21 protein-coding genes, 1 tRNA gene and 1 pseudogene are annotated in these 22,318 nt (G+C 58.6%); 11 read left to right on the top strand and 12 right to left on the bottom strand.

Annotation, left to right across the window (positions count from 1 at the left end; translation table 11 throughout):
• Positions 1-7 precede the first annotated feature (7 nt).
• The 5 genes from ACKPCU_RS00175 to ACKPCU_RS00155 are packed head-to-tail and all read left to right on the top strand — an operon-like array spanning position 8 to position 3,821.
• Positions 8-1,231: a cytochrome c gene (locus ACKPCU_RS00175; RefSeq protein WP_321349075.1), complete on the top strand. Its 1,224-nt coding sequence runs from the start codon at positions 8-10 to the stop codon at positions 1,229-1,231.
• Between the two features lie 19 nt (positions 1,232-1,250).
• On the top strand, positions 1,251-2,426 hold the full coding sequence (locus tag ACKPCU_RS00170) for an XdhC family protein (RefSeq protein WP_321349074.1): 1,176 nt from the start codon (positions 1,251-1,253) through the stop codon (positions 2,424-2,426).
• Positions 2,427-2,720, top strand: a complete 294-nt coding sequence (locus ACKPCU_RS00165; RefSeq protein WP_321349073.1) for a putative quinol monooxygenase — start codon at positions 2,427-2,429, stop codon at positions 2,718-2,720. It begins immediately after the preceding gene.
• A complete protein-coding gene (locus tag ACKPCU_RS00160) occupies positions 2,720-3,304 on the top strand; it encodes a nucleotidyltransferase family protein (protein WP_321349072.1) in 585 nt (194 codons plus the stop codon). Before ACKPCU_RS00165 ends, ACKPCU_RS00160 begins: the two co-directional genes overlap by 1 nt.
• 19 nt (positions 3,305-3,323) lie before the next feature.
• On the top strand, positions 3,324-3,821 hold the full coding sequence (locus tag ACKPCU_RS00155; protein WP_104738142.1) for a nucleoside 2-deoxyribosyltransferase: 498 nt from the start codon (positions 3,324-3,326) through the stop codon (positions 3,819-3,821).
• Here ACKPCU_RS00155 and ACKPCU_RS00150 read toward each other — a convergent pair.
• The 6 genes from ACKPCU_RS00150 to ACKPCU_RS00125 all read right to left on the bottom strand — a co-directional run bounded on the left by ACKPCU_RS00150 (position 3,818) and on the right by ACKPCU_RS00125 (position 7,617).
• Complete coding sequence (locus ACKPCU_RS00150) at positions 3,818-4,312, bottom strand: M48 metallopeptidase family protein (protein ID WP_321349071.1); 495 nt, start codon at positions 4,310-4,312, stop codon at positions 3,818-3,820. The two genes, ACKPCU_RS00155 and ACKPCU_RS00150, sit on opposite strands and share 4 nt — an antisense overlap.
• Before the next feature lie 99 nt (positions 4,313-4,411).
• Complete coding sequence (locus ACKPCU_RS00145) at positions 4,412-5,362, bottom strand: sodium-dependent bicarbonate transport family permease (protein WP_321349070.1); 951 nt, start codon at positions 5,360-5,362, stop codon at positions 4,412-4,414.
• Between the two features lie 82 nt (positions 5,363-5,444).
• The gene (locus tag ACKPCU_RS00140) at positions 5,445-5,798 is read right to left on the bottom strand and encodes a DUF7352 domain-containing protein (RefSeq protein WP_321349069.1); all 354 of its coding nucleotides are present in this window, start codon (positions 5,796-5,798) and stop codon (positions 5,445-5,447) included.
• Between the two features lie 76 nt (positions 5,799-5,874).
• Entirely contained in the window at positions 5,875-6,390 is a 516-nt protein-coding gene (locus tag ACKPCU_RS00135; RefSeq protein WP_324292989.1) for a LysR substrate-binding domain-containing protein, read from the bottom strand.
• A 119-nt stretch (positions 6,391-6,509) separates the two neighbouring features.
• Positions 6,510-6,791, bottom strand: a complete 282-nt coding sequence (locus tag ACKPCU_RS00130) for a LysR family transcriptional regulator (protein ID WP_321349068.1) — start codon at positions 6,789-6,791, stop codon at positions 6,510-6,512.
• 91 nt (positions 6,792-6,882) lie between these two features.
• The gene (locus tag ACKPCU_RS00125) at positions 6,883-7,617 is read right to left on the bottom strand and encodes a substrate-binding periplasmic protein (protein ID WP_321349067.1); all 735 of its coding nucleotides are present in this window, start codon (positions 7,615-7,617) and stop codon (positions 6,883-6,885) included.
• Positions 7,618-8,065: 448 nt separating this feature from the next.
• Between ACKPCU_RS00125 and rsgA the strand changes: the two genes are divergently transcribed.
• Positions 8,066-9,220, top strand: coding sequence for a ribosome small subunit-dependent GTPase A (gene rsgA / locus ACKPCU_RS00120; RefSeq protein WP_321349066.1), 1,155 nt, complete (start codon positions 8,066-8,068; stop codon positions 9,218-9,220).
• A 304-nt stretch (positions 9,221-9,524) separates the two neighbouring features.
• Here rsgA and ACKPCU_RS00115 read toward each other — a convergent pair whose 3' ends face one another.
• Together ACKPCU_RS00115 and ACKPCU_RS00110 are read right to left on the bottom strand one after the other, a co-directional pair.
• Entirely contained in the window at positions 9,525-10,394 is an 870-nt protein-coding gene (locus tag ACKPCU_RS00115) for an ImmA/IrrE family metallo-endopeptidase (RefSeq protein ID WP_321349065.1), read from the bottom strand.
• On the bottom strand, positions 10,394-10,717 hold the full coding sequence (locus ACKPCU_RS00110) for a helix-turn-helix domain-containing protein (protein WP_321349064.1): 324 nt from the start codon (positions 10,715-10,717) through the stop codon (positions 10,394-10,396). Before ACKPCU_RS00110 ends, ACKPCU_RS00115 begins: the two co-directional genes overlap by 1 nt.
• 189 nt (positions 10,718-10,906) lie before the next feature.
• Between ACKPCU_RS00110 and ACKPCU_RS00105 the strand changes: the two genes are divergently transcribed.
• The 5 genes from ACKPCU_RS00105 to ACKPCU_RS00085 all read left to right on the top strand — a co-directional run bounded on the left by ACKPCU_RS00105 (position 10,907) and on the right by ACKPCU_RS00085 (position 14,958).
• The gene (locus ACKPCU_RS00105; RefSeq protein ID WP_321349063.1) at positions 10,907-11,872 is read left to right on the top strand and encodes a CBASS oligonucleotide cyclase; all 966 of its coding nucleotides are present in this window, start codon (positions 10,907-10,909) and stop codon (positions 11,870-11,872) included.
• 9 nt (positions 11,873-11,881) lie between these two features.
• Positions 11,882-12,397 carry an HORMA-1 domain-containing protein gene (locus ACKPCU_RS00100; RefSeq protein WP_321349062.1) on the top strand — a complete coding sequence of 172 codons (516 nt, stop codon included), beginning with the start codon at positions 11,882-11,884 and terminating at the stop codon, positions 12,395-12,397.
• Positions 12,397-13,326 (top strand): ATP-binding protein, encoded by a 930-nt coding sequence (locus tag ACKPCU_RS00095; protein ID WP_321349061.1) that lies wholly within the window; start codon positions 12,397-12,399, stop codon positions 13,324-13,326. The genes ACKPCU_RS00100 and ACKPCU_RS00095 overlap by 1 nt, the downstream gene beginning before the upstream one ends.
• A gap of 49 nt (positions 13,327-13,375) precedes the next feature.
• A complete protein-coding gene (locus tag ACKPCU_RS00090) occupies positions 13,376-14,116 on the top strand; it encodes a DUF6602 domain-containing protein (protein ID WP_321349060.1) in 741 nt (246 codons plus the stop codon).
• Between the two features lie 140 nt (positions 14,117-14,256).
• Positions 14,257-14,958: a hypothetical protein gene (locus ACKPCU_RS00085; protein ID WP_321349059.1), complete on the top strand. Its 702-nt coding sequence runs from the start codon at positions 14,257-14,259 to the stop codon at positions 14,956-14,958.
• A gap of 212 nt (positions 14,959-15,170) precedes the next feature.
• Here the strand turns inward: ACKPCU_RS00085 and ACKPCU_RS00080 are convergent.
• The 4 genes and pseudogenes from ACKPCU_RS00080 to ACKPCU_RS00065 form a co-directional block, all read right to left on the bottom strand.
• Positions 15,171-16,240 (bottom strand): annotated as a pseudogene (locus tag ACKPCU_RS00080) (transposase).
• Between the two features lie 402 nt (positions 16,241-16,642).
• Positions 16,643-16,719: transfer RNA gene (locus ACKPCU_RS00075), tRNA-Ile, on the bottom strand.
• Between the two features lie 21 nt (positions 16,720-16,740).
• Positions 16,741-19,773 carry an EAL domain-containing protein gene (locus tag ACKPCU_RS00070; protein WP_321349058.1) on the bottom strand — a complete coding sequence of 1,011 codons (3,033 nt, stop codon included), beginning with the start codon at positions 19,771-19,773 and terminating at the stop codon, positions 16,741-16,743.
• A 142-nt stretch (positions 19,774-19,915) separates the two neighbouring features.
• Entirely contained in the window at positions 19,916-22,294 is a 2,379-nt protein-coding gene (locus ACKPCU_RS00065) for a penicillin acylase family protein (protein ID WP_321349057.1), read from the bottom strand.
• Positions 22,295-22,318: the final 24 nt, after the last annotated feature.

The raw sequence follows: 22,318 nt of genomic DNA, 5'->3' as shown, positions 1-22,318 counted from the left end.
TGAACCCATGCATCTGAGCAAATCCGTGATTCTCGGGCTGGGGCTGGCTGCCTCGGCGTTATCCGTACAGGCCGCAGACGACGACCTGATCGCCCGTGGCAAGTATCTGGCAACTGCCGCTGACTGTGTGGCTTGCCACACAGTGCCAGGCGGCAAGCCCTTCGCCGGGGGCGTCGAGTTCAAGTTGCCGTTTGGCTCGCTGTATTCCCCGAACATTACCCCGGACAAGGCCACCGGCATTGGCGATTGGACGGATGCCGACTTCCTGGGTGCCCTGCATGACGGTGTTGGCAAGGATGGTAAGCGCTATTATCCGGCGTTCCCGTACACTGCTTACACCCTGATGTCAGACGACGAAGTGAAGGCGATCAAGGCCTATCTGTTCAGCCTGGAACCGGTGAGCAATACGGTGCCGGAGAACACGTTGAGTTTTCCCTACAACCAGCGTTGGGGCATGTTCTTCTGGAATCTGGTATTCCACGATAACGAGCGCTTCGAGCCCGATCCGGATCAGTCCGAGGAGTGGAATCGCGGCGCCTATCTGGTCGAAGGGCCGGGTCACTGCGGTGAGTGCCACACCCCACGCAACTTTGCCCAGGCGCTGAGCAGCAGCCAGCCGCTGGCAGGTAACCTGGTGCAGGGCTGGCAGGCCTACAACATCAGCTCGGACGAGACCTATGGCATCGGTGCCTGGTCGCCGGCCGAGCTGGTGAGCTATCTGGGCAAAGGGTATGCGCCGGGCAAGGGGGTGGCCAGTGGGCCGATGGGCGATGCGGTCAACCATAGCCTGCGTCATCTGACCCCGGAAGACCTGTCTGCCATCGCGACCTACCTGCTCAGCACTCCCGCGCAGGCCAGTGGTATCGCCCGGCCCGAGGTGAACGCGGATCCGACACCGGTGGCCGATGGCGCTCTCGGCAGCAAGCTGTTCGCCGGTAACTGCGCCGGCTGCCACGCCTGGGATGGTGGCGGCACGCAATCCCCGGTCGCGGCACTTGGCGGCCTGAAAACCGTCAATGACCCGGCTGGCACCAACCTGCTGGGTATCCTGCTGCGCGGTCACGGCGCACCGGACGCGCGGGTAGATCAGCAGATGCCGTCCTTCGCCGCGGGTTATCAGGACACCGAATTGGCTGCGGTTGCCAGCTTCGTGCTGCAGCACTTCGGTCAGAGCGGTGGAACTCTGAGCGCCGCTGATGTGGCGGCCAAACGCGGCAATACCGGCCACTGAATCGAATGCAGGAGTTGTAATGTCGGCGGTTGAACAGCTACTCAAGGCGGTCGATGAGGCCGCCCGGCAGGGCGACGATGCGGTGCTGGCGACGGTGGCCAAGGTCGAGGGCTCGGCCTATCGCCGCCCTGGCGCGCGCATGCTGATCAACGCTCTGGGGCAGACCGAGGGGACAGTCAGCGGCGGCTGCCTGGAAACCGAGGTGGCGCGCACGGCCCGCTGGTTGACCGAGCGCGGCCCGGCGCTGCGCAGCTACAGCACCGCCGAAGAGGATGAAGACGGCGATGCGGCAGTGCGTTTTGGCCTGGGTTGCAACGGTACCGTGCACCTGCTGTTCGAGCGCGTCGATTCCGTGGCCTGTCAGTTGTTGCTGGATGGCTGCCGGGCGCTGACCGATGGCACTGTTGGACTCAGTGTGGCGACCGTCGTCAGCGCTTCGCAGCCTGATTTACTCGGGCAGCGACTGCTTCTGACTGCCGATGATCAGTTGCAGGGCAGCCTGCCCGACGCCTGGTCGGCGCCGTTGCTGCCACTGCTGCGGCAGGCGCGCTCTGCCCGGCGTGCTGCGCTGCATTGTTTCCGCCAGCCCGGCGGCGCGGTCGAGGTGCTGATCGAGCACCTCCGCCCGGCGCGGCGGCTGGTGATTTTCGGCGGCGGGCACGATGCCCAGCCGCTGGTGCGGATGGCCAAACTGCAGGGCCTGCATGTGACGGTGATCGACAGCCGGGCGCACTTTGCCCGTCGCAGTCGCTTTCCGGAGGCCGATGCGGTGTTACTCGGGCAGTTGGACAACAGCTTCGCACTGAAGGATTTTCTGGCCGACGCGGCGGTAGTGGTCATGACCCACAGTCTGCAGCAGGATGCCTGGTGGCTGGCGCAGGCGCTGGCGTCGTCGGCGTGCTACATCGGCCAGCTCGGACCGCGTGAGCGCACCGAGCGGCTGCTGGCCGGCATGGCGCAAGCTAGCTTGCCGGGCGTCGAGCGGCTGCATTACCCGGTCGGTCTCGACCTGGGTGGCGATACCCCCGAATCCGTCGCGCTGGCGGTTCTGGGCGAGATGACCGCGGTGCTCAACGGCCGCGTGGGTGGAATGCTGCAACAGCGGCAGTCCGCCATTCACGAACCTTCTGCAATTCATATCCATGACGGGTGCAAGCAGGATCTGCCAGCACCCTCCAGTATCGAGAGTAACTAGATGTCCGAAATCATTACCGTCGTAGCGGTGCTGCGCGCCGTCCCCGGCGCAGCCGAACAGGTCGCAGCCATTCTTGCCGAAGCGGTTGAGCCGTCGCGCGCCGAGGCCGGTTGCCGAGGTTATGTGCTGCACCACGACCGCAGCGATGCCAGTCGCTTCGTATTCGTTGAGCAGTGGGCCGGGATGGAGGCCATCGAAGCGCACCGTCAGGCGCCGCACTATCAGGCGATGGGCAAGGCGCTGGCTGGCCTGATTGCCGAGCGTGAAGTGATGCTGCTGGACGCCAAGGCCTGATGCCACGGGTTGCCGCCCTGATGCTTGGCGCTGGGTTCTCCCGGCGCTTCGGCGGCGACAAGCGACAGGCACGCCTGGCCAGCGGCCAGACGGTCCTCAATCGTGCACTGGAGAACGCACTGGCGGCCTTCGGCGCGGTAACTCTGGTGCTGCGCGGTGATGACGATCCGCAGGCGCTGGCGTTGCCGGATGCGGTGGAGGTGCTGTTCAATCCGCGCAGTGCGCAGGGCATGGCCAGTTCGCTGGTACTGGGTATTGAACATCTGCGGCATGGTGATGCGGATGCCATCGCCGTGCTGCTCGCTGATATGCCATGTATTCAGCCGACCACCCTGCAAGCGCTGGCGCAGCAGTCTGGCCCGGAGGAGATTGTACTGCCGAGCTGGCAGGGGCAGCGCGGCCACCCGGTGTTGTTCGGGCGGCGCTTCTGGCCGCAGCTGCTGACCCTCAGTGGTGATCGCGGCGGACGCGAGATTGTGCGCACCCATGCCGATTGCGTTAAGGTGCTGGCGGTGGAGGATGCCGGTGTCTGTCTCGATCTGGACCAGGCCGCAGACCTTGCCACGCTGAATCCGCTTGTCTGATCCACGCAGGAGATCCCCGGTGCCTTCGGTATATCTGGCCGGTTTTGACGTGTTCTATCCCGACGCCCTAGCGCGTGGCGAGTATCTCAAGGCGCTGTGCGCCACGCATGGGCTGGAAGGGCTCTATCCGCTGGATGCGGCTCTGCCGGAGGGGCTGAGCGATCCGGCTGGCTGGATCTGTCAGGCCAACCTCGACAGCCTGCGCCGCGCCGACGCGGTGCTGGCCAATCTGGGCCACTTTCGCGGTAACGAGCCGGATTCCGGCACCGTCTTCGAAGTGGGCTTTGCCTGTGCGCTGGGCAAACCGGTGTGGGCGTACTTCCCCGATCAACAGCCTATGATCGAGCAACTGCCGCGTGATGAGCAGGGGCTGTGTCCGGACGGCTTTGTGGTCGAGAACTTCGGTCTGCCGCGTAACCTGATGCTGGCGTGTAGCTGGGTCGGTGCCAGCAGAACGGCGCCGCAGGCCGTTGCCGAACTGGCCGCTTGGCTGCAAGCCAATCCGCAACCGCGCTAGCTGTCGCGCAGGGTCAGGAACAGCCGCAGGTCCAGCTCCAACTGGTGATAGTCCGGCTCCATGTGCCGGCACAGCTGGTAGAACGCCTTGTTGTGTTCCTTCTCGCGCAGGTGCGCCAGCTCGTGCACCACCACCATGCGCAGCAGCGGTTCGGGCAGAGTTTTCAGCATCGCCGAGACCTTGATCGCGTTCTTGCTCTTCAACTTGCCGCCCTGTACCCGGCTGACAAACTGGTGTTGCCCCAGCGCGTTGTCGATCACGTGCATGCGGGTGTCGAACGACACCTTGCTGATCGGCCCGCTACTGCGCATGTGTTGCTGCTTGAGGCGTTGGGTGTAGTCGTAGAGCGCGGCGTCGGTCTGGATCGGATGCTGCTCGCCGGGCGGATAACGTTGCTCAAGCCAGCCGCCGAGCTGGCCACGGTCGATCAACTGCTGGACCTGCTGGCGCAGCTCGGAGTTGTAACCCGCGAGGTATTTCAGCGTTGCCATGGCGTCCCCTCAAGCCTGCGACAGTCTGTTGGGGCGCAGTATCGGTGCTCCGGCAGCCGCTGTCACGGGCAGCCGTCGGGCTGCCCGTGCGTGGGGCCGCTAGCCGGTTAGCCGTTGTAGGATGCCCGCGTACAGCTCAATACCCACCAGCACGTTGAACGGGAAGGTCACGCTCAGCGAGGCCAGCATCACCAGCCCGATGTCGGCCTCCTCAACGGCGTGCCGCACGGCCACCGGGGCGGCGATATAGGAGGCGCTGGCGGTCAGCGTGGCGAGGATCACGGTGGTGCCCGGTGCCAGCCCCAGCAGCAGGCCGGTAAACATGCCGGGCATTGCAAGCAGGGTGGGCATGCACAGGGCAAAGGCGATAACCCGCCAGTGCTGCAATCGAACCTTGCGCAGGGTTTCCGCCGCCACCAGCCCCATCTCCAGCAGGAACAGCGCGAGAATCAGGGCGAAGCCGCTGGTCAGCGCGCCAGTGACCTGGCTACCGCCTTGCTTGCCGTACAGCAGGCCAATCACCACGCCGCCGACCAGCAGAATCACGCTGCGGTTGGTCAGCGTCTCCTGCCAAAGCGGCGTGCTGGCAACCGTCTGGGGTTGGCCGGGTGAGCTACTGAGTCGGCGATACAACCATAGCCCGGTGATAATCGCTGGTAGTTCCAGCAGCACCAGGTACAGCGTGACCTGCCCGCTTACCAGCATTCCGCGTGACTCGGTCCAGGCCAGGGCGACGGCAAAGGTGCCGGCGCTGACCGAACCGTAGTGGGCGCAGAAGCTGGCCGCATCGGCGACGTTGAGTTTGACCAGGTGACGCAGCAACGGGTACAGCATTAGCGGGATAAGGAAGCCGAGCGCCGTTACCGCAAGCACTTCGCCGAGCAGCGACCAGTGCAGGTTGCCGTGCAGGGCCATACCGCCCTTCAGACCGATGGTCAGCATCAGCAGCAGCGACAGGATGTCGTAGACCGCTTTCGGGATGGCCAAGTCCGAGCGCAGGGAGCCCGCGATCAGACCGAGGATGAAGAACATGACGATGATGTCGGGCATGGATGTGCTTCCGTAGATACGGTTGGATGAATTGCGCGCAAAAAAGAGCCCCGAAACGGGGCTCTTTAACTCAGCGTTTGGATCAGGCGCTTAGTCTTAACTCGCTGTGCGCCGGTGTTGGGTGTTGTCCTTCGGGGCTGGCTTCCTGCAGATCGCTGGCCTGCACCACCTCGTAGACATGGAAGGCCTCCGGGCCGAACGGGTCAATCGCGGTATCGATGTAGCGGTGGCTGACCGGCACCGGGACACCGGACCCGACCACCAGGAACTGATGCTCGGTAACCGGCAGATCGATCTTCAACGGTTCTTCGACCCACAGGTAAACGCGTTTCTGTGCGAGTACGTACTCACAGCGTACGATTCGGAAGCCCTCGCGCAGTGCCAGGCTGTTGGTGTGCTTGTCGCTAGCCAGTTGATACTGATGGATGGTTTTCATGACCTGTCTCCGAACAGTTTTCGACAGGCCTAGGATCGCGAATAATGGATTCTTGATAAATCGAGCTTTTTGGATTTTATAGATCGGTTTTTTCGATGCTGTCATCGAGTTCCGGTCGTGCTTTCAACAGCGCAGTCACAGCTGCGTTGCCGCTTGAGCGGGCCCGGGTGACTGCGTAAAGGGTTTCTCTGACTTCCTCGATCGAACCGATGCACTCCACCTCATATTGTCGGCAAACCTCGTCGCTGATCACCGTCGGGGCCGCAAAGTACCCTAATCCCTGACGCCCGAAGACCTTGATCAGTGCGCTATCGTCCACTTCAGCGACGACATTGATGCGGATTCGCATGGTGGCGAACCAGTTCATCAACTCGTTGATATAGGGCGCATTGAGGGAGGTGGTCAGAAACGGCTGGCGGTCGAGACTTTGCGGAAATCCGGGCCTCAGCCGTGCGCCAAGTTCGGGAGTGGCGAACAGCGATATCGACGAGCTTGCCAGTCGAGTTGCCCGGAACTGCCCCGCGTCCTTGAAGTCCGGCTGACGGTCCGTCAACAGAATATCCAGTTCCCTCTGCCCGAGCTGCTTGAGCAGCTGCCCTGTTTCGCCGGTCTGGCAGACCAGATGTACCGGCCTGGGCAGCGCCAGCGCGGGTTCGGTCAGGTGGTAGGCGATCAGCTTGTGGATGGATGCAGCGATGCCGACCGAGAGGTTCAGCGCCGCTCTTCCGGTGGCTGCTGCAGGATATCGGTCAGCGACTGAACCGACTGAAATATATCGTCGGCATAGGCGAATACGGTTTTGCCGAAGTCGGTCAACTGCAGTGACCGATTGGCGCGTTTGAACAGCGCGCTGCCCAGCGTCGCTTCAAGGGTCGCCAACTGGCCGCTCAGGGTCTGCGGTGACAGGTCGAGACTCTCGGCCGCCCGGACAATCGAGCCTGAGCGAGCGATCATCCAGAAATAGTGCAGGTGGCGAAGGTTGAGATGTTCCACGGGGTTGCGCTCTTCGGCTGGAGGGATGATGTGTTGCCGGCTCGATGGTAGCAGTCCTGCGCCGGCCGCTGTCCATTACGCCGCCGCCACGCTATTCGTAGGCGAGGCGAATCTGCTCCAGTTTGCCGCTGCTGCGCAACTGGTCAAGCGCCTCTGCCCAGCGGGTAACCGCGGCCTCTGCACTGTCGCGGCTGAAAGCGATGTAGAGGGAAGAGCGAAACAGCTCCAGCGGAATCTGTCGCAGGGCGCCTGCGGGTATCTGCAGGCGCTTGCTGTAGTAGGCCACTCCGGCCGGGGTGTCGCCGACAATGATCTGAGTGCGGCCGGCCAGCAGCATGCGATACAGCTGCACGTTCTGGTTGGCGCTGCGATCAATATTTCTAAAACCAAGCGATTCAAGGGTGTCGGGTACCAGACCGGCATGCCGGGTGGTGATGCGCGGCGCCTGCATCAGCTGCACCAGCGAGTGTATGGGCGCTTCGCTGCTGGCTAGCTGGTACGGGTAGATAGCTTCCTCAGCGATGGGGCCAACCCAGTGGTAGCTAGACTCGCGCTCAGGCGTGCGAAACAGCGAGTACATGATCGTTTTCGGCTGCTGGCGAAGGTCGTGGGTTGCCCGCATGCTGGGCACCACCTCAATCGGGAAGTCGTCACCAGTGAGCGCCATGATTGCACGCACAATCTCGGTCGTCAGTCCGGTCAGTTGTCCGTCCTGCAGGTAGTTGTAGGGTGCCCACTCCTCAGTCACGATCCGATACTCATCCGCCTTGGCCCTTGCGCCGAGCAGGATGCATAGCAGTGTGACGAGCAATACGCTGTGCTTCACGGGACAGTCTTGGGTCTGATGAGGATCGGTGTGCCGCTAGCTGCAGCATAGTCAAACGCGGGCGAGAGGTACAATCAGCGCGGCAAGCAGGCGTAGCAATTTACCCCTGAAAATCAGCTACAGCCGCATAGCGCCCAAGAAGCAGACGGTTGAGTACTGAGCGAATGGCCGGCATACGCGGCCAGACATTGCCATCTTTCTGCGGCCTTGAGCATTGAGCTTGGAGAGTTCTTGAGTTGAACTCTCCAGGTGGCTAACATCAATCAGCGGCGCCCGATTCAGCCCGCATCATTTATCGAGGTTTGGATGTTGGATATTGCAGTAATCCGATAACCCGAACCCTGCACACGCAGGGTATACAGGTTATCGCGGTCACAAACATGTGCAGGCCACCAGCAGGGGGTTTGCGGTTTTTGTTCGTCCTGATTACTGCAAATGGATTTTCAACATGACTACTTCCAAGCCGAAGCAAGCGGCTCTTCATAAGCTTGCCCATGATTGCCGCACTGCCGATACACGCGGCGACTCAGGTTGTTCTGCTCCTATCGCATGCGATCGTCATAAGGATTTATCGCCGCCTGAAAAATATTGTCGTCAAGGCGAATCCATCGCCAGACTGACTGCTGTTGATCGCGATCAATACACAGTCAGGAATTCCGAGAAGGAAGTGCCTGCCAAGCTAACGGGCAAAGCTATTCACTCCAGCGCATCTTCTGTCGGTCTGCCTTGCGTTGGTGACTGGGTCAACGTTAGATATCACGACTCCGGTGCCCATGCGAGCATCCTTGAGGTGCTGCCGCGCAAGTCGTTTCTGCGGCGGAGAAAGCCTGGCGCCAAAGCTGAGTTCCAGATGATTGCCGTCAATATCGATTTGGCCTTCATTGTTCAGTCCTGTCACGTTGACTTCAATGTGCGAAGACTGGAGCGCTATCTGGTGATAACGAGCGAAGGGGGGATCGAGCCAGTGATACTGCTGACCAAGAGCGATTTGGTCAGTCCGGTTGAGTTGGAGCAATTGATCTCGAGGATCCGCGACGCCGGGATAAGCGCCAAAGTCATTGCACTAAGCAATGTTAGTGGAAATGGCGTTGACCTGGTTCGCGAACTGATTGAGCCCGGGAAAACCTACTGTCTGCTGGGCTCATCCGGCGTAGGCAAGACAACGCTCATCAACTGTCTGGTTGGTGGCTCCGAGCTGACTACCAGCGCAGTCAGCTCCTCCGGCGAGGGCAGACATACCACCACCCGGCGTCAGCTGATCGTGCTTGAGCAAGGTGGGTCTTTGATCGACATGCCTGGTATGCGCGAATTGGGGATGCTTGGCGTCGGTGAAGGCATCGACGATAGCTTCAGTGATATCCAGGCGTATTCGCACGAATGTCGGTTTGCCAACTGTACGCATACCAGCGAACCGGGCTGCGCCATTCGGGAGGGTATCGCTAACGGGGAGTTGGACCCGGAGCATTTCCAAAACTATCTTAAGCTCAAGAAGGAATCCGAGTTTCACGAGATGTCGAATCTTGAAAGACGCAGGAAGGATAGGGCGTTTGGAAAGTTCGTGCGCTCTGTCAAGAAAGGCAAAGGAAGGCAGGATAGGCATTAGGATCAAAGGGAAAACGCGATGGTAGAACTGACGCTTCCCAGCAGACTGGGAAGCGTTTTTTCGACTCAAACATGGAGCCGATTGGCTGTTTGGAATGCCCCCCTAAAAGACAGGAGCCAGCCTGTCGGCATCTAATGAATGCTTCTGGCCGGTTTCAGCCTTTTGTGAAAGGCGCCTCTCGGCCAGATGCAGACGATCAGATGCGTCGATCAAGTGGGTCGATTCAGATTCATTTCGGGAAAAACCTTGGAAGTTAAACAAAGACAAGCTCTTGAAAATCGACTCGACTACGCGGGCGCTTAGCCTACCAAGGCTTAAACCGATCTTCATCCGCACGCCATACGGTGGCCGAACGCGGCAAAATCAGCAGAGACAAAACATATTCGAATTGATCAGATGAGACCTTCATCTCTCGGACAAAAGTGTCGACTTCTGCGTGAGGAAACCAGATCTTCGCTGGTAATTTGATTCCCCTACGCTCTTGCTTGACACCTGAAGCAGCAGCGAGAGAGCCAGTTGGTATCTCGACTGTCTGCTTGCGCGTACGGAAGAAAGCCCCTGAACGAGATGCCTGCTTACTTGAAAATGCCCACTGCATAAAGCCGTCGCGGGACAACACCAGAACCGCATTCTCTTCGGTGTACTGAAGCCACTTCAAAACAGCGGCCGTCATGGATACGCCGTACCGCTCCGCACAATACCCAAGCAGCTCTAGGTCAACAGTGGTGGTAACCTGCGCCCTAAAATCGTCCAAAGGCATGAGTAGGTATGACGCGAAGAGGTCCGCCTGGGCCTCGATTGTCTTGTCTTCCCAGTCAAGCATGTCATCGTTGCCACACTGAAAGGCAGGTCGCGCCTGACGGTGCAGGATGTAATGACCTAACTCATGAGCTTGGGTAAAACGGATTCGGCCTGGTGAAGCCATTGCGCTGTTGTAAAGCAGCATCCATTTCCTTCGCTCATCGTCCGGGAACAACGCGCCATCAAAGCTCTTGATGTCGACCGGAGTGACTTCAGTGATCGGATCCGACCAGCCGAAAATATTGGCTGCTTCTTTGGCCAGCATCGGCACATCCACTGGGAATCTGCCCCCGTGTGCGCTACCGAAAGCCTCCATGATTTTGGACAGCCGGTTGGCTGCCTTCTGAGGCGTCCATACCTGCTTATCGACCATTAATTTCCCTTTTTGAAGGTTTCCAAAATCTTTCGAAGATGCTCCTTGGCATCTGGGTCCAGGTTTTTGTACCCGCGGAAAAAAGCGTCGTCGAGATGGCGTTCTTCAGGGGCTCGAACGTCCTCCTCGAAAAAGTACTGCGTCGCTACACCCAACACGTCAGCCAGGGCAGTCAGCTTCTCTGCCGAAGGCCGCTGAGACTCACGGTTTTCCAGTTCCCAGAGGTAGCTTTTACTCAGACCAGCCATATCTGACAGCTTCTCTAGTGTAAGCCCGCGCTGCTTACGCAGCTCGCGGAGCTTCTCGCCGAGACGGGTCGTCACGATTTCGCTCCTTTCTGTTATGGTCGAAAAACTTTACCACGATTCCGAACAAAGCGTTTGACAATACCGAAATTCGGAGTAGCGTAAGCAAAAAGTTCGCTATTCCGAACTTTTGCAGAGCTAGCCGATGAGCGCTGTGCAGCGTGGTCGTTCTGGCTTCACTTGATACACGTCCCTAGGGGGAATGTTATGTCCAGAGAGCACGTAGATCACCGCGACATCGCACGGTTCGCTGAGGAAAAGGTGAACCTACCCAAGGAAAAGGCTAGCGCATATCGGGAGCAGGCCGGGCGCTTACAGGAAAAATTGGAGCGATACCTCTCCGAGCATCCAGATTTCTCGCTCAAGCGAATGCTCGTCTCCGGTAGCTTGGCTAAAGGGACCGCCCTCCGCTCGCTCAGCGACATCGACGTAGCGGTCTACGTTAGCGGATCGGAGGCCCCACAGGACACCAAGGAACTGATTGATTATCTGGCTGAAAAACTGCGCAAGGCTTTCCCTAAGTTCAGTCCAGAGCAGGTCGTACCTCAAACCTACTCGGTAACCGTATCGTTCCGCGGGTCAGGCCTGGACGTCGATATCGTCCCAGTCCTTTACGGCGGCCTCCCTCAATGGCGAGGCAACCTGATCAGTCAAGAAGATGGCTCTTTCCTGGAAACGAGCATCCCGTTGCACCTAGAGTTCGCCAAAGCTCGTAAACGTGCCCAGCCAACGCACTACGCACAGGTAGTACGGCTCGTGAAGTACTGGGCGGGACTGATGAAGCGTGAGCGCGAAGGCTTCAGGTTCAAGTCGTTCATGATCGAGATGATCCTGTCGAAGCTTTGCGACGACGGCGTCGACCTCTCTGACTACCCGGAAGCTCTCCAGTCCTTCTTTACCTACATCGTCCGCTCAGAGCTGAGCGAGAAAATCTTCTTCACAGACAACTATCCAGTATCACAGGTCGGCACGTTCACCGAACCGGTACAGATCATCGATCCTGTGAACCCGACCAACAATGTGGCTCGGCTTTACACGCAGCAGAACGTTGACGCGATCATTGAGGCTGCGCTGGAAGCAGGTGATGCCATCGACGCCGCGCTCTATGCTCCAAATAAGCAGCTGACTGTCGGCTACTGGCAGCAAGTCTTCGGTTCAGCCTTCCAAGTGTGAGGTAACAGCATGTCGTCCTCTAGCTATGCGGTCGCAGAGTCCCAAACCTTTACCTTAACCCACGCCAAACACATGGCGGCGAAAGTAGCAGCCGATCTGATGCGCCTTCAACGCCTCTATGGCAAACCGAGCACGGAATCGATCTCCGATTATGAAAAGGAAGTAACCGTTCTGCTGAAGGCTGGTTACCTCGGCACTGTGACCTACGGTTTCAAGCGCGATGGGAAATGGATTGAGCCCACCCTTAAGTACTCAGCATCCGAGCTGTCGAGCAACGCTGCCGACGACACGCCAGGGCGCATTCGCCCAAATGCGGATGTCGCTGGGGCCCTATTCGCCAGCTACCTGACTTACAACGCTGCTTGGGATCGCACATCGCAAGCTGACCGCGATGCAGTTAAGGCTCAACTGCCTTTTAGCCGAGGAGTGGCGGACGAACCCGGAGTGAATGGCTTTATGACCTCCGACCGCTCTTACTCGTCCGGGGGCCGCACTCTCGATCGCTCTACCGTTAGGAGTTACTAATGAATAAGCCTGCGTTGGATGAACTTTTTGAATATCGCGTCAGCTATCCGGATTTTGAGCCACAAGAGAGGCTGGCCAGATTGGTTGGCTTGGACGACCAAAAAATCCGTCTGGCCAAAATCCTTGGCCTTCTGGTTAACTCCTCCGGCCTCACCGATTGGGCTAAGAAGTTTCATCCCGGCTCTGAAGCTCTGATCGATACAGTTCTGCGCCGCCCGCCTCTTGTCGTACTCGCAGGGGATGTAGGTAGCGGAAAAACTGAGTTGGCAGAGACTATTGGTGATGCGGTTGCACGTCAGGAAGATATTGGCATCACGCTTTTCCCGCTAAGCCTCTCAACCCGTGGACAAGGCCGCGTCGGGGAAATGACCCAACTGATATCAGCAGCTTTCGATTACACCATTGAGGAAGCCAAAAAGCTCAAGTCGAGCAATGGCCGGTCTCGTGGCGCGCTCATCCTGCTCATTGATGAAGCAGATGCCCTGGCTCAGTCTCGTGAGAATGCTCAGATGCACCATGAGGACCGAGCTGGCGTGAATGCCTTCATTAGAGGTATTGATCGCATTGCGAACGCCCAACTGCCGGCCGCAGTCATCATGTGTACCAACCGGCTTAACGCACTAGATCCCGCAGTGAAACGGCGTGCAGCCGAAGTTCTATCGTTTGGCCGGCCGAATGAAGAGCAGCGTCGCAGCATCCTTACCCTGCGTCTGGGGCAGCTCGGCATCCCTAAAGCGGCGCTAAACGATCTCGTGAAAGTAACAGGTCCGAGGGAAGGCAATATCCCCGGGTTCACTTTCTCGGACCTGACTCAGCGGTTGATCCCGTCAATCGTCTTGGACGCTTACCCGGCCCAGGCGGTAAACCCGGGCAGAGCTGTGCGAATTGCGCATGAGATGAAACCGACTCCTGCGTTCCTAGATCATTAATCCCGACGCCTGTCAGGCACCCCGTCACCGTGCCCGCGAGTGAGTAACCATGGCTACAAAAAAAGATCGCATTGCTGACACTGCCTGGATGAAAGATGCGTTTGTGGATGTTCAGGCAGAGCTAGCCGTCAAGCTGAAGCGGGCAGCCCAGTCCATCTCGCATGCGGGGACACACGGTACCGTCGTCGAGGATCACTGGATTGAAGTGTTTAGGGCCTACCTGCCGAATCGCTACCAAGTAGCGACAGGCTTGGTGATAGACAGTCAAGGCAATCGAAGTGACCAGATTGATATCGTCATCTTCGATCGTCACTTCACTCCGACTCTGCTCGACCAGCAGAATCATCGGTACATTCCCGTCGAAGCCGTATACGCGATCTTCGAATCCAAGCCGCATTTCGACAAAAGCTACTTGGAGTACGCGGGCAACAAGGCCGCATCGGTTCGTAAGCTACACCGGACATCGGTCTCGATTGCGCATGCTGGCGGGACATACGATCCTAAGCCCCTGTTCCCTATCCTCGCGGGTATCGTCGCGCCTAAATCGAGCTGGACTGATGGATTGGGGGAACATTTCCTGAAGCACCTACCGGCCGAGACGTTGGAGCAATTAGATTGTGGCTGCGCGCTGGATGACGGGGCGTTCGATCACTTCGATGACACGCTCAAGGTCGTGGGATCTGAGGGCTCTCTCATCTACTTTCTGTTTCGACTCCTTTCTCGCCTTCAATCCCTGGGCACGGTCCCGGCAATTGATTGGGCAGCGTATGCAGCAGTCATACATAGGTAGACATTCGTATCGGGCGTTTTCCGTGAAATGCCAGAACTCTGCTGCCTTGTGGCCAGTCGCCCGCTTCGCCACCCCAAGACTCGCTCAGCTGCCGTCAACAGGCCGCGGCACTAACCCGCTCTCACCCGCGAGACTCGTACATGATCAAGACGATTCGAACCCTGCTCTACCGGCCACCCAAACTGCCTAAATCAAACGAAGATATCGGTGACTATCAGGTCGATTTTGCGAACGCCATTAGGTTCACAAAATCGTGTGGGTTCTCGGTAGAAAGGCCATCTTGGAGGCCTCATGAGAAGCTTGAGGTAAAGGGTACCTTTCTCGAACCAGTACTACGTTCTGCGGGGGTGAAAGACTTTAGCAAGGCAGCTTTCCAGTGCCTCAAATGGTGCCATTACCTTGCGCCTTATCTTGAACAAAAACTCGGACGCAAAATATGGCTCACGGTCGGGCAAATATGGGTTGACGACAGGGCCATGTTCTCTCCGACGTGGAGCGACCTAAGCAACTGGAGCCAACGAGGCATCTCCGTGGGTGAAATGCAGAAGCAGTGGTCATCAGGGTTCAACCTGCATGCATGGCTCACAGTTGATAGCGGAGAGATTATCGAGCCGACCCTCATGACATCAATTGCTACTTTGTTCCCAGATAAGTACCCACATTTTTTAGGTGCCGTAGGTTGGGGGGATCCCACTGAAATCCTAACCGCACACAAGTACTTCCCCATGGCTGTAGGCGCAGAGTTCGCGGAATGCATGCACAGCAAGAGCCAGATAGACTTGCTGGCAAGTAATCCCCAAGAGTTGCATTCATCGTCCATGGCAATGGTCTTCGGAAGCTAAGCCGAAAGAAAGCACCGCAATTTGATAGGCACAGTTGAACGTCTGCTATTGGCCGATTCTGTTGAAAAACTCGGTTCAACGCGAGTAACGACCTGTTCAGCCGTTGCCGCCTGAGCGGTTATCGCGGCATCAAGTGACCTTCAGGTGTTTCGATGGCTCTTTTGCCCGGGTTTGAGGGTTAATTCGAGGGTTTGTGCAGCGAGTGGGCGGACCTATCCTGTATGCGGTGGGCCCTGAGGCAATAGCTTCGCCATGCGCCGCAGGTTCTGAACCAATGCAGCTATAGTGAATTCATCGGTAGCACCGCTCAGGCCTCGAAGCCGTAAACGATCAAGCTTCATGATGCGTTTGAGATGGGCGAAAAGCATCTCGACCTTCTTCCGTTCGCAGCGCGAGACGATGTACTGCGGCGTGGTGCTTACGCGTCGAGCCACCTCACGGGCGGACTCATGGATGCTGCGGGCGATCTTTCTGGTCGGTGTGTTGGGGCAACACTTTGACTTCAGAGGGCATGTGTCACAGTCGCCTCGGCTGGAGCGATAGATGATGGTGTTGGCCTTCGTCACCTTCGACCGTTGTTGACTAAAGGTACGCCATCCGTTTCGAAGCGGCTTGCCTGCAGGGCAGCGATATTCATCGGCTTCCAGGCGCCACTGGAAGTCGTTACTGGAGAAGCTGTCATCTTTACGCTCGGTTTTATCCCAGACGGGCACATGTGGCTCGATGTCCTTTTCTTCCACCATCCAAGCCAGCATCGGGGCAGTGCCGTAGGCTGTATCGCCGATAAGACGTGCAGGCGTCAGGTCGAACTGCGCTTCAACTCGATCAACCATTGTTCTGGTCGAGTCAACTTCGGCAGTTCTGTGCGCCGGCGTCGCTTCCACGTCGACGATCACGCCGTGCTCTGTATCGATCAAGTAGTTCGTCGAATAGGCAAAAAAGGCAGGGCCACCGGGTGCCGCAGTCCATCGTGATTGGGTACTGCGTCCTCCAAGCCCAATCGGCAGAACCAGCGATAGGCCAGGTTCAAATGCACCTCTTCGCACAGTCTGCGCTCGGAACGAATGCCGTAGCAGTAGCCGACGACGAGCATCCGCACCATCAGCTCAGGATCAACCGAGGGCCGCCCAATGGGGCTATAGAAGTCCGCGAGGTAGGTGCGTAGATCCGAGAGATCCAGGCACTGGTCGATGCTGCGGAGGAGGTGCTGAGCTGGGACGTGGTCTTCTAGGTTGAACGAGTAGAACAGCCGATGCTGTCCTCCCGGTAACTGCCCCATCATGCTGCTCGCTCCTACATTGGCGGATGGCTCAATTTTGCCAACGGCATGAGATCGGAGCTACTTTTTCAACAGAATCGGCCGAAAGCGGACGCTTTTCATCAAGCAGTATCTCAGGGGCCTTGGGGCAGCCATCAATTGAGTGGCGAAATTCATTCTTAATGGTGCGAGATGATGGTCAAGCTGCATTTTGATGAACTTGGTTAGGAAGGAGCGTCTAGTTCGAGCTGTGGAAGGGGTAGGTGGTGGCGATAAGTTGGTCTGCCAGCGTCTCTAGTTCTTGCTGGCTAGTTAGGCGTACGTAGAGTAGCTCGCGGCCATGGCAGGTAAAGTTCTTACCAAAGTTTGGCCAAAGCGGACAGACTATGGTCCGAAGAACAGCTGCACAGCGACGGCAGGAGAAATTGGTGGGCCCACCAGGACTTGAACCTGGGACCAAGCGATTATGAGTCGCCTGCTCTGACCAACTGAGCTATAGGCCCGCGCTGTTATAGCGCCGAGGATTATACGGACTGTGATGGCTGGTGACTAGGCGCTCGACTGAGGAAGGTTGTGGCGAACGCACTGGCGGACAGCGGTGGGCTGATCAGGTAGCCCTGAATACTGTCGCAGCCTTGCGCTTGCAAGATGTCACGCTGGGCTGTGGTTTCCACACCTTCGGCAATGACATTCATGCCCAGGTTGTGGGCCAGCACGATGATGGTCTGGCTGATGGCAGCATCGTGATGGTTTTCCGGCAGTCCGGCAACGAAGCTGCGGTCGATCTTCAGCGTATCCAGTGGCAACTCCTTCAGGTAGGCGAGCGAAGAGTAGCCGGTGCCAAAATCATCAATCGACAGGTGTATGCCCATGCTCTTGAAGAGGTCGAGCAGGGTGATGGCTTCGCGGTTCTGATTCATGACGAAGTCTTCGGTAATTTCCAACTCCAGCTGGCTGGCGGTCAGGCCGTGTTCGGTCAGGGCCAGGCGAATGTCGCTGACCAGCTGGTTGCCGATCAGTTGGGTGCCGGAGACGTTTATCGCAACTCTGGGCAGCAGGAATCCCTGATCCCGCCATTCGGCAAGCTGCGCGCAGGTGCTGTGCAGGATGCTGCGGCCGAGATCGACGATCAGCCCGGTATCTTCGGCCAGCGGGATGAATCGGTCTGGCTCAATCAGCCCTTGCTGTGGGTGGTTCCAGCGCACCAGTGCTTCTGCACCGTTCAGCTTGCCGCCGTCGCACATTACCTTGGGCTGGTAGTAGAGGATAAATTCGCCGCGCTCCAGGCCACGCCGCATGTCATTCTCCATTTCCAACCGCTGGTGGGCGTTGACGGTCAGGTCGCTGGTGTAGAACGCGTAGCGATTGCGGCCCTGGTTCTTGGCCTGGTACATGGCCGCGTCAGCATGCTTGATCAGGCTGTTGACGTCATCTGCATCGGTTGGGAACAGGCTGATGCCGATGCTGGCGCTGACAAAAAACTCGTGGCTCGCACACAGGAAAGGGGTGCGAAACACGCCAAGCAGTTTGTCGGCGATGGCGGCGGCGTCCACGTCGGTATGCAGGTTGGGCAGGAGGACGATGAACTCGTCACCGCCGTGGCGAGCGACGGTGTCTATTTCGCGCAAAACTGAGCACAGGCGCTGGCTGACCAGCTGCAGGAGGCTGTCGCCAACCGGATGACCCAGACTGTCGTTAATCTGTTTGAAGCGGTCCAGGTCGATGAACAGCAGGGCGCCGAGCTGATCTGTCTGGTTCATCGCCAGGCTGTTCAGTGCCTCGCGCAGGCGGGCTTCGAACAGGGTGCGGTTCGGCAGGCCGGTGAGCGGGTCATGGTGAGCCTGGTGGTCCAGTCTTGCCTGGGTGTGCTTGAGCGGTGTGATGTCACTGAAAACCGCAACCAGATGGCTGAGACTGCCGTCTACGTTCACTACCTGGCTGACATTGCTCCAGGCTGCGTAGAGTTCTCCATTGGCACGCCTGCTCCAGGATTCCCCCTGCCACTGACCATGTGTCTTGATGGCTTCCCAGGCTTGGGAGACGATATTTTGATCTTCCGCATACGTGGCCAGTCTCTCGATCGGCTGGCCGACAGCCTCGTGGGCGGGGATCCCGGTGATGCGGCTGAAGGCCCGGTTGACGGCGGCAATCCGGCTTTCCGAGTCGGTGATGATGACCCCTTCATTGGTGTTTTCGAAGACTGTGGCTGCCTGACGCAGTGAGTTTTCCATTTCCAGGCGTTCGGTTACGTCGCGCGCGATGCTGAGCATGCACTCCTGATTGTTGATGGTGATCGCCTCGGTACAGATCTCGACTTGCCGCACGCTACCGGTCGTTGTGGTTACCTGAGACAGCATGTCGCGAACCCGCCCTTCGCGCCGCAAGGTTTCCACCATGCGCTTACGGTCGTCATCGTCACGCCAGATCCGCAGCGCCAGAGTGCTTGTACCGATCGCCTGCTCTCGCGTATAGCCGGTGATGCGGGTGAAGCCCTCGTTAACATCGAGCAGCATCCCGTCGCTGGCCCGGCTGATCAGCAAGCCATCCGGTGAGGCATGAAAGGCGCGCGAGAACTTCTGTTCCGACAAGCGCAGCTGCTCCTGGGTGTGCTTGAGCGCTGAAATGTCACGGAGCACGGTAACCAGTACCGGCTGATTGTCGATACTCACCGAGCGCGCGGATAACAGGCCAGTGAAGCGGCTGCCGTCGGCGCGCCGGAACTCCAGCTCAATATTGTTTTTGGTTTTTGTCAGCAGGAGCGACAACAGCCCCGGTCCGGTTCCGGGATTGACCCAGATGCCGAGTTCGGTGGCGGTATGACCAACAGCGTCCGCCATGGTGATGCCAAACTGTTCCTCGAACGTCCGATTGACTGATAGAAAGCGGCCTTCGTTGGCCTCTGCCAGGACTATCGTGTCGGGGCAGTTGTGAAACACGGAGGCGAACTTTTGCTCGGAGCTGCGCAGCGCCTGCTCAGCCAGTTTTTGCTCCTGAATATCGATCAGCAGCCCGTGCAGCGAGGCTGCTTCGTATTCTTCGCTGCTGACCCGGTTGATGATGGCGCGAACCCAGACGCAGTCGCCAGACTGCCGACACAGTCGGAAATCAAAGCTCTGCTGCTGCTTGGCGAGGGCATATTCGCGCAGGCTGGAGAGGACTCGTCGGTGGTCCTCCGGATGCAGGTGGTTGGCCAGGAAATCGGGCTGCAGCCAGTCGCTGGCGGGAAACCCGAGCAGGTCTTCGGCGTGGGGGGAGGCGTAGACAAAGCGCAGGGAGGGGTAGGACATTTCCCAGGTAACCACGTGCAGCTTCTCAACCAGTGTGCGGTAGCGGTGTTCCTGCTGGCCGAGCAGCTCAAGGGCTTCCTGACGCTGTGCTATGGCGCGCCGTCGCAGCTGATTGAGACCATGGGCCGCCAATAGCAGAATGCAGGATAACAGCAGTACACCGACCTGCGTAATGTGCAGTTGGGAGGAGAGGGAAAACTCGGATGCACTGCATCCTGCGCCAGCGATTGCCACGAGAGAGACAATGCATCCTTTGGCTGCGGAGTTCATTCGGCGTTCATCCTGCGCGCTTGATAGTGGTGCTTTTGTATCAGTGTAGCGCGAAGGTTATGCCGCTGTCCCTGCCGTGAAATAGCACAGGTGCCCGAGAGGGGGAGAGGCCCCGGTCGCAACAGCAACCGGGGCGTGGGCGTTACTCGCTGATGTCGATGGACGACTCCAGGTTGGCAGCAATGTCCTCATCCGTGTAGGGGAACGGCAGCCAGTTTTTGTTGGAATAGGCCTGGGTATAGTCCGCGTAATGCGGGCTGCTCGGGTCGGTAGACTGCGAGTGCGTCAGGAAGGTGTAGGCCTTGACCGGTTCGCCGTTCGGGAACTCCACAATGTGCATGTAGGAGTTGCGCAGAACGGTAAAGTAGCCCTCATTACCTTCACCACCGAACTGCGGAATCTGTTCGCCTGGCTTGAGATACTGCTGTACCTGCTCGACGCGGGCGTTCAGGGCAATGTTGCGATTGACCAGATCGGTCACGGCCTCACTGAACGCCGCTGTAATCTGATCGCGCACCGCGCTGTCGTTGCTCAGACCGTCGGGTGTGTTTATCGGGTCGGCCGCATCAAACGGGATTGCGTACAGGTCTAGGCTGCGAATTCGGCTCCACAGGGCGGTCCAGATATGAGCGCCTACAGCATCGAGGTTGCCGGTGTTGTCCCAGTTTGCCAGCACCTGGCAGGCCTGTTCCTCATCTGCGGAGCCGGGCGCGTCGCAGACCACGTTCAGTACCGCGGTTTTTAGTCTCTCGGCGCTGTAGACCCTGCTGTTCAAAACGATGTTTCGCAGGTTCTCACTGGAGGCCAGGTGACCGTTGAGGCCGTCTGCACCATTCAGTCGGTCGCGTACCATGGTATGGCCCATTCGGGTTCGCAGGCTCTGCTCGTAGCCCTCGCTGCCGATAATGCCAGCGTAGCCGGTGAGAGGCTGTTCCGGGTTGCTGAGCCAGTAGCTGTCATTCATGTTGGCAACATAGTCGGTGCTGAACAGGCTCGGCAGGTTGCTCGGACCAAAAGTGCCGGACTGCACTGAATCAGTATCGGTTTTCCAGTCACAGGCTGACCTTGTTCCGTCGAGCAGCGGCAGGCCTGGTACCGCATTCATCACCGCCGGACCCAGAGTCGGAACCAGGCAGCTGGCCAGCATGCTGTCGGGCACGTTGGGTACGACTGTGATGTCGGAGTAGAGAGCCCGCTGATCGCCTCGCCCGATGGCGGTGGTGTTGACCCACGGAATACCCAGATACTGTTTGGTGTTGTTGTAGAACTCATCCAGCGAGCCAGCACTGCCCCAGGAGAAGAAGTTCTGGAAGGCTCGGGTATTTTCCAGGTTCGCGTCACGCAGGGTGTAGGCGACTTGTGTGCCCCAACCCGGCAGACCTAGCCCGCTCAGACTGATCATCGGACCGTACTCGGAGCGGTAAAGGGTGCGAGTGACGGGGCTCAGGTTGCCGTCGGTCTGTTTGACCTGAATGGTGATCTCGGTTGGCGTCATGGCAACCACTTCACTGTCTTTCACGTAGCTGGTCGGGTCGCCCTCGGCGAGCTGCAGCTGATAAAGGGTGAAGCGACGCGCGGTGGATACGGTATGCGCCCAGGCAATGTCATTGTTGAAGCCCATCAGAACCATGGGGGTGCCCATGATGGAGGCGCCAGACACATTCAGTTTGCCTGGAACGTTCATGTGCAACTGGTAGAAACGGTCGACGCCGAGCAGGTACCAGTGCGGGTTGGCAAACAACAGGCCGCCACCTGACTCAGTCGCATTGCCGCCGAATGCATAGGTGTTGCTGCCAATGCCGGTTTTACGGCCGAGGGCAAAACGGTCTGCAGTGAGTTCGGTGGTGTCGGTGGCGGGGCTCATCAGGCGTACCCTGGCCGGGTTGGCCGCAGGTGGTTGCGCGGCAACGATTTCTTCTACCCAGTTGGCACTGCTGGCCGCGAGGTTGAGCGCTACCAGTCGGCGCAGCACGTCGTCCGTCGTGATGGTACGCAGCCACTCGGCATTGCGGCAGTCGGTATGCCGGCCGGCATGCTCACCGTCCTTCACTTCGCTGACGTAACGGCTGTAGCCTGCGGCGAATCCGGCGGTCAGCTCAAGCATGTCGTCGGCCTGTGCTGCCTGAAAGGTAGTCAGCTCTTGCTCGTTTAGCAGGAATCGGAAGAAGAAGTCGGCTTCCAGGTTGGTGGGTGTGCCAAAGGTGCCCATCGTTGCTGCCGCCTCGTCCGGGCCGAAGTACTCGGAACGCTGGCCGCTGTAGGTTACGAAGGCATCGGCGAGCACGCAGAGATTGTCTTCGGCTATGGCGTAGCCGTGGCCGTAACCGGCTCCTCCCAGATCTTTGGCGGTGATGTGGGGAATGCCGAATGTCGTCCGTTCGATGGTCGCGCTGTAGTGGCGTTGCTCGCTGGCGTGGTCATCTCCGCCGCTGCTGCCACCGATCTTACAGCCGCTGAGCAATATCGCGCCGGTCAGGATGCTTGCCTTGGCAAGGAATCCAGGGTGCTGGATGTAAAGCATGATGTGGTCCTCTTCTTTTTATAA

It is taken from the genome of Halopseudomonas oceani (assembly GCF_963677335.1).
Taxonomy (GTDB): Bacteria; Pseudomonadota; Gammaproteobacteria; order Pseudomonadales; family Pseudomonadaceae; genus Halopseudomonas; species Halopseudomonas oceani.
This window is presented reverse-complemented; position numbering and strand designations above follow the sequence as displayed.

Coding starts and splice junctions, on each gene's coding strand:
- ACKPCU_RS00145 (WP_321349070.1), bottom strand. CDS start 5,362: ATGCCCGACATCATCGTCATGTTCTTCATCCTCGGTCTGATCGCGGGC.
- ACKPCU_RS00065 (WP_321349057.1), bottom strand. CDS start 22,294: ATGCTTTACATCCAGCACCCTGGATTCCTTGCCAAGGCAAGCATCCTG.
- ACKPCU_RS00070 (WP_321349058.1), bottom strand. CDS start 19,773: ATGAACTCCGCAGCCAAAGGATGCATTGTCTCTCTCGTGGCAATCGCT.
- ACKPCU_RS00175 (WP_321349075.1), top strand. CDS start 8: ATGCATCTGAGCAAATCCGTGATTCTCGGGCTGGGGCTGGCTGCCTCG.
- ACKPCU_RS00090 (WP_321349060.1), top strand. CDS start 13,376: ATGGCTACAAAAAAAGATCGCATTGCTGACACTGCCTGGATGAAAGAT.
- ACKPCU_RS00095 (WP_321349061.1), top strand. CDS start 12,397: ATGAATAAGCCTGCGTTGGATGAACTTTTTGAATATCGCGTCAGCTAT.
- ACKPCU_RS00115 (WP_321349065.1), bottom strand. CDS start 10,394: ATGGTCGATAAGCAGGTATGGACGCCTCAGAAGGCAGCCAACCGGCTG.
- ACKPCU_RS00160 (WP_321349072.1), top strand. CDS start 2,720: ATGCCACGGGTTGCCGCCCTGATGCTTGGCGCTGGGTTCTCCCGGCGC.
- ACKPCU_RS00100 (WP_321349062.1), top strand. CDS start 11,882: ATGTCGTCCTCTAGCTATGCGGTCGCAGAGTCCCAAACCTTTACCTTA.
- ACKPCU_RS00085 (WP_321349059.1), top strand. CDS start 14,257: ATGATCAAGACGATTCGAACCCTGCTCTACCGGCCACCCAAACTGCCT.
- ACKPCU_RS00150 (WP_321349071.1), bottom strand. CDS start 4,312: ATGGCAACGCTGAAATACCTCGCGGGTTACAACTCCGAGCTGCGCCAG.
- ACKPCU_RS00105 (WP_321349063.1), top strand. CDS start 10,907: ATGTCCAGAGAGCACGTAGATCACCGCGACATCGCACGGTTCGCTGAG.
- ACKPCU_RS00140 (WP_321349069.1), bottom strand. CDS start 5,798: ATGAAAACCATCCATCAGTATCAACTGGCTAGCGACAAGCACACCAAC.
- rsgA (WP_321349066.1), top strand. CDS start 8,066: ATGACTACTTCCAAGCCGAAGCAAGCGGCTCTTCATAAGCTTGCCCAT.
- ACKPCU_RS00170 (WP_321349074.1), top strand. CDS start 1,251: ATGTCGGCGGTTGAACAGCTACTCAAGGCGGTCGATGAGGCCGCCCGG.
- ACKPCU_RS00165 (WP_321349073.1), top strand. CDS start 2,427: ATGTCCGAAATCATTACCGTCGTAGCGGTGCTGCGCGCCGTCCCCGGC.